Raw genomic sequence first — 13,139 nt, 5'->3', positions numbered from 1 at the left:
TCAACCGCGTCAATTCCCGGCGCGGCAACGTTTGCGCACAACCTGTTACAGGTCGCGTTCACGATCAGGATTCATTTCCGAAACATGGACCCGCCAGAATGGCGCGGTGACCGACCTCGTGAACGTTCCCACCGATCAATCCGGCCAGGTCAGCGGCGGAGGGCCCGGGCCGACCGGGCAGACCAGGACGGGAATGACCGCTGATGCGCTGCGTGCGGCGGTCACCGACCACCTGGTGTACTCGATCGCCCGCCCGCCGGCGGTGCTGCAGGCCGAGCATTACTACCGTGCGCTGTCGCTGGCTGTGCGCGACCGGATGCAGAAGCGCTGGATGGCGACCACGCAGGACTGGCTGGACCTGTCTTCCAAGGTCACCTGCTACCTGTCGGCAGAGTTCCTGATGGGACCGCAGCTGGGCAACAACCTGCTGAACCTGGGCATCGAGGGTGAGGCGCGACAGGCCATGGCCGACCTCGGCCAGGATCTCGACGAGATCCTCGACTGCGAGGGCGAGCCGGGGCTCGGCAACGGCGGGCTGGGCCGGCTGGCCGCCTGCTATCTGGATTCGCTGGCCACGCTGGAGCGCCCGTCGATCGGCTACGGCATCCGCTACGAGTTCGGCATCTTCACCCAGGAGATCCAGGACGGCTGGCAGATCGAGAAGACCGACAACTGGCTGGTGCACGGCAACCCGTGGGAGATCGACAAGCCGGACGCCAGCTACTTCGTCAACTGGGGTGGACACACGGAGACCTACGAGGATCTGGCCGGCAGGCTGCGGGTGCGGTGGATTCCGCAGCGGGTCCTCAAGGGCGTCTCGTACGACACACCGGTGCAGGGCTACGGGGTCAACACCTGCAACACGTTGACGCTGTGGAGTGCCCGGGCGGTCGAATCGTTCGCCCTCGACGCCTTCAACAGTGGCGACTTCTACAAGGCCGTCGACCAGGAGGTCGTCTCCGAGACGGTCTCCAAGGTGCTCTACCCCAATGACGAGCCGGAGGCCGGTAAGCGGCTGCGCCTGCTGCAGCAGTACTTCTTCGTGACGTGTTCGCTGCAGGACATCCTCAACATCCACCTCGAACGGGCGGGCCTGCCGCTGTCGGCGCTGCCGGACAAGTGGGCGATCCAGCTCAACGACACTCACCCCTCCATCGCGGTGGCCGAGCTGATGCGGCTGCTGATCGACGAGCACCACCTGTCGTGGGAGGACGCGTGGGACCTGACGGTGCGCACATTCGGCTACACCAACCACACCTTGCTGCCCGAGGCGCTGGAGACGTGGTCGCTGCATCTGTTCGGCGAGGCGCTGCCGCGCCACCTCGAGCTGATCTACGAGATCAACGACCGCTTCCTCGCGGAGGTGCGTGACAAGTTCCCCGGTGACGACGAGCGGGTGCGCCGGATGTCGCTGATCGGGGAGGACGGCGGCAAGTCGGTGCGGATGGCACACCTGGCCACCGTCGGCAGCCACGCGATCAACGGCGTTGCCGCGCTGCACTCAGAACTACTGAAAGCCAGTGTGCTGAAAGACTTCTACGAGATGTGGCCGGAGCGCTTCGGCAACGTCACCAACGGCGTCACCCCCAGGCGGTTCCTCGCCCTGTCCAACCCCGGGCTGCGGGGACTGCTCGACGAGGCGATCGGGCCCGGGTGGCTGACGGATCTGGATCGCCTGCACGGCCTGGAGTCGTTCATCGACGATTCGAGCTTCCGGGAACGGTGGCGAGAGGTCAAGCGCGCCAACAAGTCCCGGCTCGCCGAGTACGTGCACTCGACCACGGGCATCGAGCTGGACCCGATGTGGATGTTCGACGTGCAGGTCAAGCGCATCCACGAGTACAAGCGACAGCACTTGATGGTGCTGCACATCGTGGCGCTCTACCACCGGCTGAAGACGAATCCGGGACTGACGATCCCGCCGCGGGTGTTCCTGTTCGGCGGCAAGGCCGCACCCGGCTATTACATGGCCAAGCGGATCATCAAGCTGATCACCGCGGTGGGGGCGACCATCAACAACGATCCCGACGTCAATCGCTACATGAAGGTCGTGTTCCTGCCGAACTTCAACGTCAAGAGCGCGCATCTGGTGTACCCCGCGGCCAACCTGTCCGAGCAGATCTCGACCGCAGGCAAGGAAGCCTCGGGCACAGGCAACATGAAGTTCATGATCAACGGCGCGTTGACCATCGGGACGCTCGACGGCGCGAACGTCGAGATCCGCCAGGAGGCCGGCTCGGAGAACTTTTTCTGCTTCGGGCTCACCGAGGATCAGGTCGTGGCGGTCAAGGCCGAAGGGTATCGGCCGCAGAGCTACGTCGAGCGCGACCCGGAGCTGGCCGCGGTGCTGGAACTGATCGCGGCGGGCACGTTCACCCACGGTGACACCGAGGTGTTGCGCCCCGTCGTCGACAACCTGATCGCCCATGATCCGTTCCTGGTGCTCGCCGACTACCGGGCGTACGTCGACAAGCAGGCCGAGGTGTCGCGCGCATGGCTCGATGACGAGGTGTGGACGCGGATGTCGATTCGCAACACCGCCCGCAGCGGGATGTTCTCCTCCGACCGGGCGATCCGCGAGTACTGCGACGAGATCTGGGGCGTGGGCCCGATGTCGGTCGATCTCTAGCGATTTCGGCGTGTTTGTCGTCGCTCAGCGATCGCAACCACGCCGAAATCACGGCGCGGCGGCCACCCAGCTGTGCGTTCGGCTGCGCGCCACCACGGCACCGTCGTGGATCACGATGCGATCGGCCGGGGCGGTGGCGATCACATCGGGGACGCTCGTGCCGCGCACCGCGAGAAGCTCGGCACGCTTGCCCACCGCAGGACCTGCCTCGGGCAACCCGAGCACCGCGCGCGCCTCGTCGGTCACCATCGTGATCGCCACGTCGGGGTGCACGTGCCCCGCGATGACGGTGAGCATCGCCGTTTCCAGCGCATCGCTTCGTCCCAGCGGATTGAACGGATCGCGCACGTTGTCCGCACCCGCCGCCACCGGGATGCCCGCGTCGCGCAACGCGGCGATCGCGGTGATCCCGCGGGGCGTCGCCGCAGGGTTGTCACGGCCCTGCAGGTACAGATTGGTGATCGGGTTGGCTACGACTCCCAAACCGCTGCAGGCGATCTGCGGAAGCAGGCCGGCGAGCTCGTCGGCAGGCATGGTCCCCAGCCGCGTGCAATGACTCGCGGTCCTGATGCGGTCGGCAGGCCACGTCGCGGCGCGTCGTGCGTAGTCCGCGATGGTGTGATGATCGCCGAACAGGAACTCGTCGGTGTGCAGGTCCGTCCCGACGCCGCGGACCTCGGCGACACCGAGCAGACGGTCCAACTCCGCGTTCGGGTCGGGGGCGCTGTGCGGTGACCCACCGACGAGGTCAGCGCCCGCGTCGAGCGCGCCGTGCAGCAGCTCGACATCCGAGTAGGCCTTGATCAGAGCGACGATCTCAATGTCCATCACCCCGGCCAGCTCGCGCCGCACTGCGTCGACGGCGCGGACGCCCCGCAGCGGATCGTCACCGGCGAGGACGTCGACGTGGGTGCGTACCGCGGTGGTGCCGTTGCGCAGCAGCGCCAGCGCCGCATCCCGGGCGCGCTGCCGAAACGATACTTCGTCGAAGCGCAGCGACCCCTCCTTCCACGTCGCGATCGCGTCGTGCAGATCACCGAGTCTTGGTTGCAACGCATCCCATGAGTGCGCCTTGTCCAGATGCGCATGCGGTTCAGCCGGTGCGGTCATCAGGACGTACCCCCGCAGATCCAGACCGTCGTCGACCCACGGCTCCGCCGGGGTGACGGACGTGACGACGGCGTGCCCGTCGTCTGTGGTTCCGATCCGGACGTCCACCACGGCGCCGTCGACCAGCGTGGCCCCCCGTAGCAGTGAAACAGGTTGTGCGGCAGCGGTCACCGTTCAGATCCGCCGGGTCCGCACGTACAGTCCGGCCACGTGCGCGCACGCCGCGGCCCTCGCGCCTTCGGCGTCACCGGCCTCGATCGCAGCGACGATCCGTTCGTGTTCGCCGACCGCGAGGCGGCGGTTCACATCGGTGGTCCACATGTCGGACCGGTACAGGTGCGACTGCCCGTCGAGGCGAGCGAGGGCGTCGCTGAGCGGTCGGTTGCGTGCGGTGTCCCTGATCAGGGTGTGGAATTCCAGGTCCAGTCTGGCGTCGCGGTGCCTGTCGGGCGCTTCGTCGAGCAGTTCACGCTGCACCTGCACCATCTTGCGAAGCTGCTCGACGACGGCACGGCTGGCGATCAGCGTGGCGTTGCGCGCCGCCAGCCCGTCGAGGACTTCCCGGACATCGAAGACGGACTTGACCGTCTCGTCGTCCAGCAGCGTCACCCGTGCCCCGGCGTTGCGGGTGTGGGTGGCCAGGCCTTCGTAGATCAGCTGTTGCACCGCTTCCCTGACCGGCGTGCGGCTGACGTTGAGCCGGACCGCAAGAGCGGGCACCGATAGCGGGCTACCCGGTTCGAGCTCGCCGCTGAAGATCATCTCCTGCAGAGAGTGGTGCACCGACTCGGTCAGCAGCGCACCGTCGGAGGACGTCATGGTCGTACCCTCCCTACGTCGTCGCGGCGGACACCCGGGCCGCTTCCCGCAGCACCGCGGTGGGTGCCACCCCCGTCCGCAGCCCGGCGACCTTCATCGCGATGTTCTCGGCAACGGTAATCGGTTCGTATCCGATCTCGCCGTCGGCCAGGGTGCCGGGCAGCGCTTCCAGCACCGCGTCGTAGTTGCCGTCGAAGAAGAACGCGGCCGAGCGCCTGCGCTGAATCTGCCCGTCGACCACCGGCGGGTCGACGCGGTGCACCGTCGACATCCACCGGTCGTTGGTCCAGCGGGCCATTGCGTCGCCGAGGTTGATCAGCAGCGCGCCGTCGGCGGGTTGCACGTCGTGCCAGTGGCCGTCGCGGTCGAGTACCTGCAGCCCGGGCACCTGGTCGGCCCACAGGATGGTGAGGATCCCGAAAAAAGTCGGTGTGCGCGCCCATCCCCTGCAACTCACCGGCGACCTCGCTATCGCCCTCGGGGAGTGCGAAGTTGTTCATCTTCAGCACTTCGATCGAGTGGTCGATCATCGGGTCGAAATATCGTGGCGGCAGTGCCAGCGCGTCGGTGAAGGCGGTCATCAACGTCCGGGCCAGCTGTTGCGCCTCGGCGAAGTATCTTTCGATCCGGGGCCGGAATCCGGCAGCGGCGTCCGGCCAGTTGTTGCGCGCGTAGCTGGTTTCGGGCAGATCCAGAGGCAGGAACGCCTCCGCCTCGGCGCCGATCGTGAACGCTTCGTAGTAGTCGTTCATCTGGTTGACCGACACCCCGATGCTCATGCCCAGCGATTCGCTCTTGGGCGGCGAGTATCCGCGGTTGGCCGACGGGTCGCGCCGGTAAGAACTCTTGACCGCCAGCGGCAGTCCGAAGAACTCGTCCAGGGCGGCGGTCAGGCCCTCGATCGCGGCCGCGTCGATGCCGTGTCCGACGATCTGGATGAACCCGACCTCGCGGCATGCGGCGTCCAGCGCGGCGGCCACCGCTGCACAGTCGTGGTCGGTCGCGGCGTCGCCGCCGGCGACGTAGCAGCTGACGTCCAGTACGGGAACGTCGAACATGTTGTCTCCCTTGATTGTCACAGTTGACGGCCGGATTCGTGCCAGCGCCCGACGGCCAGCCGGGTCACCAGGCCCATGGCGGAGAACACGATCACTCCGAACAGCGATGCCAGCACGATCGCCGCGATCAGGTCATCCGACTGCAGTCGGCCGCGGTAGACGTCCAGGAGTGTGCCGATACCGGGCTGTCCTTTCGCGAAGAACATGTCGCCGATGATGGCGCCGACGACCACGAGCCCCGCCGCGGTGCGCACCCCGGTGAGGATGGCGGGCAACGCCGCGCGCAGTTCGAGTTTGACCAGCCGGTCCCAGCGTGACGCCTTCGAGATGGTGAACAGCTCGTGCATCCCCTGATCCACGGATCGAATGCCGAAGTGGGTGTTGGTGATGATCGGGAACACCGCGATCAGGACGCACACCAGCGTGCGCGCCGACATGCCGTAGCCCAGCCAGAGTCCGATGAGCGGGACGATGGCGAGAATCGGAATCACCTGGATGACTACGGCGTACGGGTAGATGATCTTCTCCAGCCATCGCGCCTGGCACATCAGGACGCCGGTGGCGACACCGACGACGACGGCGACGACGAAGCCGACGAGCGTCACCTGCGCGGTGACCGACAGCGCGGCGAGCATGGGTTCGAGGCGGTTCCAGTCGAGCAGCGAGTGGCGCACGACGTCGATGGGTGGCGGCAGCATGAACCGCCGATTCGGTTCCAGCACCAGATAGCTGACTGCCGACCAGGCCGCGAGCCCGACGGCCAGCGACAGCAGCGGATAGAGAACGGCGCTGCGAATGCTGCTGCTGCGCCCAGCGTTTCGGGGAGCAGCAGGCGCGTCTCCGGATGCGCGCCTGGCCGTCAGACGGGCCGGGATGTCGAGTGCTGAGCCCAGGACTGTCACGCCGCCCCCCGGTGCAGGAGTGTCGACACGTCGGCGACGTAGTCGGTGTACCGGGATTCGAACCGCAGGTCCTTCGACCGCGGGTACGGGAAATCGACGTCGACGATGCCGGCGACGCGACCCGGGCGCGGGGTCATCACCACGACTCGGCTGGCCAGATAGACCGCCTCGGAGACCGAGTGGGTGACGATCATCGACGTGAAGCCACGGTGCGCGTACAGACGTTGCAGTTCCACCTGCATGTCGAGGCGTGTCATCTCGTCGAGAGCGCCGAACGGCTCGTCGAAGAGCAGCACGTCCGGCGAGAGCGTCAGCGCACGCGCGATCGAGACACGCATCTTCATGCCGCCGGAGAGGGTTTTCGGCAGTTGGTCGGCGAACTGCTCCAGCCCGACAGCCGAAATGGACTCCATTGCAATCTCTTTCGTCTGGCTGCGATCGGCTCCACCCAGTTCGGCGCACAGCTCGACGTTGGCGCGCACCGAGCGCCATGGCAACAGCGTCGGTTCCTGGAAGATGAAACCGACCGACTCGGTGTTCACGACGACCGATCCGGACGTCGGGTCTTCCAGCCCGGCGGCCATCCGCAGGAGCGTCGACTTGCCGCACCCAGACGGCCCGACGACCGCGACGAACTCGCCGTCGCCGATCGTCAGGTCGGCGTGTTCGATCGCCACGGTGCCGGTGTCGAAACGCTTTGAGACGCCGGCGAAAACGATCGGTGGCGACGGTTGGGCGACGTCCGCCCCGTCACGGGGCAAGGTCTGGGTCGGTTCCACGAGGACTCCCGGGTTGGCCATTCATCTCGACTACATGTAGCAAGAACGTTTTATATGCCGCCTAAGAGTCGATTACATGTATTACGACGACGTTTCGTCGCGTGAACCACGTGTAAGAACTTTTCGAAGTTCTCGGCAAATGTCCAGTTGAGCGCCCCGAGAGCACCGATCTTTGCGGGATCGTCAGGACCGCGGGCGCAGTTTTGTGATTGCATGTAATCACTCAACCGCCGCCCGACGCTCCACGCGGATTGGCGACGCCCGTCCACCCCACGCTATCGAGGAGCCCCATGTTTTCGTCACCCCTGCGGAAGGCGGTCGCCGCCGCAACCTGTGCCGTGGCGCTGAGCGCCTGCGCCTATGGCACCGAGGACACCCGGCCCGAATCCACGCTGGAATCGGCGCCGGAGGGTCAGCAGCTGGCCGGTGTGTGCCCGGCGAACGTCGGCATCCAGCTGCAGTGGCAACCGCAGTCCGACATGGGTGCGCTGTTCACCATGCTGGGCCCGGGATACCGGGTGGACACCGAGGAGAAATCGGTCACCGGGCCGCTGGTGGCGGGCGGTAAGGACACCGGCGTCGACCTCACACTAAAGTCAGGCGGTCCGGCGATCGGATTCCAGTCGGTGCCCTCACAGCTCTACGTCGACGACTCGCTGACCATGGGCGTCGTGCACGGCGACCAGTTGATCGCCGCCGCCGCCGACCAGCCTGTCGTCGGTGTCACCCCGCTGCTGAAGTACAGCCCGGCGATCCTGATGTGGGATCCAGCCAGTCATCCCGAGTGGCAGACGGTCGCCGACATCGGCAAGACCGACGCCACCGTGGTCGTGTCCAAGGACCAGATCTTCCCGCAGTGGATGGTGGCCAAGGGCATGCTGAAGGCCACCCAGATCGACACCAGTTACGACGGCGCGCCGGCGCGGTTCGTCGGCGATCCGACGTTGGCGCAGCAGGGATTCGCCAACTCCGAGCCCTACACCTATGAGCACGACACCCCCGCCTGGAACAAGCCGGTGGCCTACGGATTGATCAAAGACGTCGGCTACGACATCTATGCGTCGAACATGTCGGTGCGCGCCGACAAGCTCGACAGCCTGTCGCCGTGCCTGAAGAAGCTGGTGCCGATCATCCAGCAGGCCGGCGTCGACTACGCGGCGTCACCGGAAGCGGCGAACGCGACGATCGTCGACGTGGTCTCCAAGGACGACACCTACTCGCCGTACTCGGCGGGCGAGGCGGCGTTCAGCGCCGCACTGCTGGTGGAGAAAGGCCTCCTGGCCGCCGAGGACAACGGCGCATTCGGCGTGTACGACGAGGCCCGCGTCGAGCGCAACGTCGAAGACCTCCGTGCAGTGCTGGCGAAGACGGGCAATGTCGTCCCCGCGGGCATGACCGGAGCTGACCTGTTCACCAACCGATTCAGCGATCCGTCGATCGCTGCCAACTGACCGGAGGATCACCGATGTCACACACTGTGGAGTCACACGACACCGCCGCCGACATGACCGAACTGCAGCGGGAACGGGCGATGGGGGCGATGGGCACCGAGAGCGACCGGGAGGTGCGGCGCATATCTCTATCAGACCTGGAATCACGCCGGGACGCTATCGCGGACGAAATATGGAGCGCCGCAACCGATATCGGGTTCTTCCAGGTCGTCGACCACGGCATCGACCTCGAGGTGGTGCGCAGTGCGTTCGCGATGGCCGAGAGGTTCTTCGCACTTCCGGAGGGCGTCAAGGCCCGCAGACCGAAGCGGTTCAACTCGGGCTGGGAACAGCTCACTCAGATCCGGCCGTCGGTGGGGGTGCCCGACCAGAAGGAGTCCTATCAGGTGACGCTGTCCAACATGGACGACCTGTGGCCCACCGACCAGGAGTTGGCCGGCTTCCGGTCCACGATGCTCGATTTCGAGCATCGGTGCTGGAAGCTCGCGATGGAACTCCTGTCGTTGTTCGCGGGCAAGTTGGGTTTCGATCGCGAGTTCTTCACCCGCGCGCATGACCCGGCGTCGCCGACCTACCAGAGCACGCTGCGGCTGCTGCACTACTTCGCGTTGCCGGCCGAGGCGGATCTGACCGGGGTGTGGCGCGCGGGAGCACACACCGACTTCGACTGCCTGACACTGCTCTTCCAGCGCGAGGGGCAGGGCGGGCTGCAGGTCTGCCCCGGCAAGGAGCGCGACGCCCAGCAGTGGACGTCGGTGCATCCGTCCGAGGACGCGATCACCTGCAACATCGGCGACATGCTGATGCGCTGGAGCGACGACCTGCTGCCGTCGAACTTCCACCGCGTCAAGAGTCCCGGCCCGTTTGATGACCGAGCCGCGCGATACAGCATCGCGTTCTTCGCCCAGGCCAACAGCGAAGTGACCATCGAAGGCCCCCGCGCGAAGTATCCGGCAATCAGCGCGAAAGACTATCTGCAGCAGCGGATCAACGCGAATTTTCGCGCATAGTCCGACGAAGCCATCGTCGACGGTCGTCGGCGACCGCGGCGACCGCGGCGACCGGTTGTGCCTCGAGCCGGCACAGCACCCCGAAGTGGTCTGACGGGAAGATCCTCAGCAACGAGGGCGCGATCGGGTCGCGGCCGAGCAGGCCGATGTCGACGGCCTGCCAGGCCGGCCCCGTGAGCAGGACCCGGTCGAACCGCACCTGGCGGTGCTTGTTCTTCATGTCGTAGCGCATGTGATTGATCGCGGTGTCTTCGGTGAACCCCGGGTCGTCCGGCCGCAGGTGCGGCCACACGTCTCGATACCGCGGGTCCAGCGCACGGCTCTCGTCGTCACGCATGTTGAAGTCGCCCAGCATCACGACGTCGCGGTCGTCACCGAATGCGCGCCACAGCTTCGACATCTGGTGCGCGCGCAATTGCGCAGCCGTCTTACCGCTTTCGAGGTGTACGGACACGATCGTCAGATCGCTTCCGTTGACGGTGAATTCACCCGCCAGGTAGCCCCGGGACAGGCGACTGGGCAACCGTGTGTAGGTGCATCGGCGCACCGGGAGCCGCGAGAGCATGAGCATCCCGTAGTTGTGGTCGCCGACCACCGCGGCGCGACGATAGCCTTCCCGGATCCACGGCTGGGCAAGGAATACAGCGAGCGCCGAGCGGGTCACCTCCTGGAACACCATCACGTCGGGGGTTTCTGCGGAGAGCAGGTCGGCGATCGCGCGGTAGCGCTGCTCACGGTGAAGCTCGTTGAACCAGATGTTGAACGTCGCGACCGTCAGCTGATGAGATGCGATCGATCCGTGGTCGTCCACACCGCGCCAACGGTCGGCGTCGGCATCGAAACGGGCGACAGGAACGCTGATTCGCCGGCGGCGGAATGGGTTCATCGCGCGAGCGCGTCGAGTTCGCGTTCCAGCGCACGCAGGAGCGTCAGCGCCGCGGGGACGTCGTACTCCTGCCCCGTCGCATCGAGCGCATCGCCGACGAGGCGCGCCCAGATCGAGCGGAGCCGGGCCAGGTTCTCCTCGGCGCGGCGGGTCGACCGCAAGACGACCTGTCTGCTGTCGGTCGGGTCAGCCGATCGACGCACCAGCTCCTTGGCCTCGAGGTCGCGCAATGCCCGACTCAGGTTGCTGCGTTGCAAGCCCGTTCCGGCGGCGACGGCGCCGGCGCTGACGTCGGGGTGGTGGTCGATGTAGCGCAGGACCGTGATTTCGGTGGCCGACAGTTCGACGACGTCGGGGTGCGCGGAGGCCTGTGACCTGACCGCGCGCGCGACGGCCATGACGACATCGGCGAGGTCTGCGAGTTGCTCGGCGCGGGGCGGGCTGGCTTGCACGAATCCACCCTACCTGATACTTATTAAATGATAACTATCTTCTGATAACTACTTGGAGAACCCCATGACCTCCACCGTCGACACGACGGCGCGCCGCCAGACCCCGCCACAGATCACCGTCGGGCTGCTCGTCACGCTCGCCCTGCTGTCGGCCGTCGCGCCGTTCGCCACCGACCTCTACCTGCCGGCCTTCCCCCAGATGGTCGACGACCTGCACACCTCTCCGACGAACGTGCAGCTCACGCTGACCGCGTTTCTCGTCGGCCTTGCTGCGGGCCAGCTGGTGTTCGGTCCGCTCTCGGATCGCTACGGGCGCGTCAAGCCTCTGGTGCTGGGCGCCGCGGTGTGCGTGCTGGCCAGTGTCGTCGCTGTCCTCGCCCCCACCATCGAGGTACTGGTCGCGGCGCGGCTCGCGCAGGGCCTGACGGGTGCGGCAGGCATGGTGATCGGCCGGGCGATCATCTCGGATCTGGCCACGGGACGTGCCGCGGCTCGCGCATTCAGCCTGATGATGATCGTGGGCGGCATCGCCCCGATCGCCGCCCCGCTGGCGGGCGGCTTCCTGGTACAGCCGCTGGGGTGGCGCGGAGCGCTCGCGGTGATCCTGGCCCTCGTCGTCGCCATGCTCGTCGCCGCGCTGGTGGTGATCCGCGAGACCCACACCGAGGAACGTCGCGCCGCGCTGCAGGCGAACAAGGCCACCCAAGGCTCCCCGCTGCGGGACCTGACCCGCCGCGAATACCTCGGGCATCTGGTGACATTCGGCTTCGCGTTCGCGGCGATGATGGCCTACATCTCGGCCTCACCGTTCGTCTACCAGACGATGATGGGGCTCAGCTCGGCGCAGTACGGAGCGATGTTCGGGGTGAACGCGCTGGGCCTGTTGCTGATGAGCGCCACGAGCGCACGGCTGGCCGCGCGCGTCGAGCCGCGCACGCTCGCCGGTGCCGGCCTCGCCGTCATCTCGACCGCCAGCGTCGCGGTGCTGGCGATCGCGATCTCCGGCGTTGCCGCGGGCTGGCTGTCGCTGCCGCTGTTCTTTGCCGTCGCGGGCATGGGCCTGGTGTTCGGCAACACCACCGCGTTGGCGTTGTCCGCCGCGCCCAGGGCCGCGGGCACCGCGTCAGCGCTGCTCGGTGCCGCGCAGTTCGGGCTCGCGGCCGTGGTGTCGCCGCTCGTGGGACTCGGCGGTGAGCACACTGCGACACCGCTGGGTATCGCGATGGTGTGCGCCGCGGCGGTGGCGCTCGTCGGGTTCCTCAGCGCACGCCGCTGAGCGGAAAACCGATGGCAGGCCGCGTGGAACCTGTGCCATTCTCCCGGAATGGCCGATCTCGACACCTTCACTGCGGACGGCTACCTCAGACTCGAGCAGGCCGCGCCCCGCGCAGCCGCCGACGCCGCGCGGGAGCTCCTGTGGCAACGGCTCGGCGTCACACGGGAACCCGCGGACTGGACCCAACCGGTGGTGTGGACCGCCGACCTGACCGGCGAGGGGCCCTTCGGTGAACTGGTCCGCAGCGCCCGCCTGGCCACCGCGCTCGATGCGATCTGCGGTGAGGGTGGGTGGCTCCCCCGCGGCGCGCTCGGCAACATCCCCGTTCGCTTCCCGGTGCACCCGCCCGCCGAAGACCGTGGCTGGCACATCGACCTGAACACCCCCGGCGAGGACGGTGTCTGGTGCGTGACCAGCCGGCCGCGCACGCTGCTGGTGCTGACGTTGCTGTCCGAGGTCTCGATCGACGACGCGCCGACGCGCATCCGGGTCGGGTCCCACCACGACACGGCACGCGTGCTCGGGGACGAGCCGCTCGACGCGGTGACGGCCGGCGCCCTCGTCGACGCCGCGAGCGCGTCACGGCCCGTGCGGTACGCCACCGGTGAGCCCGGCGACATGTACGTCCTGCATCCGTTCACCGTGCATGCCGCCGACGAACACCGCGGCCACACACCGCGTTTCATGGCACAAGGCCCGGTGGCGATTTCGGCGTGCTTGTCGTCGCTGAGCGGCGACGAACACGCCGAAATCGCGGATCGATAACA

At 67.0% G+C, this 13,139-nt stretch carries 11 protein-coding genes and 1 pseudogene; 5 read left to right on the top strand and 7 right to left on the bottom strand.

Annotated features, from left to right (window positions below):
• Positions 1 to 106 precede the first annotated feature (106 nt).
• Positions 107 to 2,629 (top strand): glycogen/starch/alpha-glucan phosphorylase, encoded by a 2,523-nt coding sequence (locus ACZY1G_RS09715; RefSeq protein ID WP_463814081.1) that lies wholly within the window; start codon positions 107 to 109, stop codon positions 2,627 to 2,629.
• 48 nt (positions 2,630 to 2,677) lie between these two features.
• Here the strand turns inward: ACZY1G_RS09715 and ACZY1G_RS09710 are convergent, their stop codons facing one another.
• The 5 genes and pseudogenes from ACZY1G_RS09710 to ACZY1G_RS09690 all read right to left on the bottom strand — a co-directional run bounded on the left by ACZY1G_RS09710 (position 2,678) and on the right by ACZY1G_RS09690 (position 7,297).
• Positions 2,678 to 3,910, bottom strand: coding sequence for an amidohydrolase family protein (locus tag ACZY1G_RS09710; protein ID WP_463822289.1), 1,233 nt, complete (start codon positions 3,908 to 3,910; stop codon positions 2,678 to 2,680).
• Between the two features lie 3 nt (positions 3,911 to 3,913).
• The gene (locus ACZY1G_RS09705; RefSeq protein WP_463814079.1) at positions 3,914 to 4,558 is read right to left on the bottom strand and encodes a GntR family transcriptional regulator; all 645 of its coding nucleotides are present in this window, start codon (positions 4,556 to 4,558) and stop codon (positions 3,914 to 3,916) included.
• 13 nt (positions 4,559 to 4,571) lie between these two features.
• Positions 4,572 to 5,616 (bottom strand): annotated as a pseudogene (locus ACZY1G_RS09700) (isopenicillin N synthase family dioxygenase).
• A gap of 17 nt (positions 5,617 to 5,633) precedes the next feature.
• Positions 5,634 to 6,413 carry an ABC transporter permease gene (locus tag ACZY1G_RS09695; protein WP_463814853.1) on the bottom strand — a complete coding sequence of 260 codons (780 nt, stop codon included), beginning with the start codon at positions 6,411 to 6,413 and terminating at the stop codon, positions 5,634 to 5,636.
• A 101-nt stretch (positions 6,414 to 6,514) separates the two neighbouring features.
• On the bottom strand, positions 6,515 to 7,297 hold the full coding sequence (locus ACZY1G_RS09690; RefSeq protein WP_463814077.1) for an ABC transporter ATP-binding protein: 783 nt from the start codon (positions 7,295 to 7,297) through the stop codon (positions 6,515 to 6,517).
• Between the two features lie 290 nt (positions 7,298 to 7,587).
• On the opposite strand from ACZY1G_RS09690, the gene ACZY1G_RS09685 reads away from it, so the two are divergent.
• Together ACZY1G_RS09685 and ACZY1G_RS09680 are read left to right on the top strand one after the other, a co-directional pair.
• Complete coding sequence (locus ACZY1G_RS09685; RefSeq protein WP_463814076.1) at positions 7,588 to 8,748, top strand: nitrate ABC transporter substrate-binding protein; 1,161 nt, start codon at positions 7,588 to 7,590, stop codon at positions 8,746 to 8,748.
• 14 nt (positions 8,749 to 8,762) lie between these two features.
• Positions 8,763 to 9,758 (top strand): isopenicillin N synthase family dioxygenase, encoded by a 996-nt coding sequence (locus tag ACZY1G_RS09680; RefSeq protein WP_463814075.1) that lies wholly within the window; start codon positions 8,763 to 8,765, stop codon positions 9,756 to 9,758.
• Here ACZY1G_RS09680 and ACZY1G_RS09675 read toward each other — a convergent pair.
• Positions 9,736 to 10,644 carry an endonuclease/exonuclease/phosphatase family protein gene (locus ACZY1G_RS09675; RefSeq protein WP_463814074.1) on the bottom strand — a complete coding sequence of 303 codons (909 nt, stop codon included), beginning with the start codon at positions 10,642 to 10,644 and terminating at the stop codon, positions 9,736 to 9,738. The genes ACZY1G_RS09680 and ACZY1G_RS09675 overlap by 23 nt on opposite strands.
• Positions 10,641 to 11,096: a MarR family winged helix-turn-helix transcriptional regulator gene (locus tag ACZY1G_RS09670; RefSeq protein ID WP_463814073.1), complete on the bottom strand. Its 456-nt coding sequence runs from the start codon at positions 11,094 to 11,096 to the stop codon at positions 10,641 to 10,643. Before ACZY1G_RS09670 ends, ACZY1G_RS09675 begins: the two co-directional genes overlap by 4 nt.
• A gap of 64 nt (positions 11,097 to 11,160) precedes the next feature.
• On the opposite strand from ACZY1G_RS09670, the gene ACZY1G_RS09665 reads away from it, so the two are divergent.
• On the top strand, positions 11,161 to 12,372 hold the full coding sequence (locus tag ACZY1G_RS09665) for a multidrug effflux MFS transporter (RefSeq protein ID WP_463814072.1): 1,212 nt from the start codon (positions 11,161 to 11,163) through the stop codon (positions 12,370 to 12,372).
• 48 nt (positions 12,373 to 12,420) lie between these two features.
• Positions 12,421 to 13,137: a phytanoyl-CoA dioxygenase family protein gene (locus tag ACZY1G_RS09660; protein ID WP_463814071.1), complete on the top strand. Its 717-nt coding sequence runs from the start codon at positions 12,421 to 12,423 to the stop codon at positions 13,135 to 13,137.
• Positions 13,138 to 13,139: the final 2 nt, after the last annotated feature.

The sequence above is a fragment of the Mycobacterium sp. IDUB_5 genome (assembly GCF_055419565.1).
The sequence above is the reverse complement of the archived record's forward strand: the minus strand, read 5'-3'. Positions and strand labels throughout refer to the sequence as shown.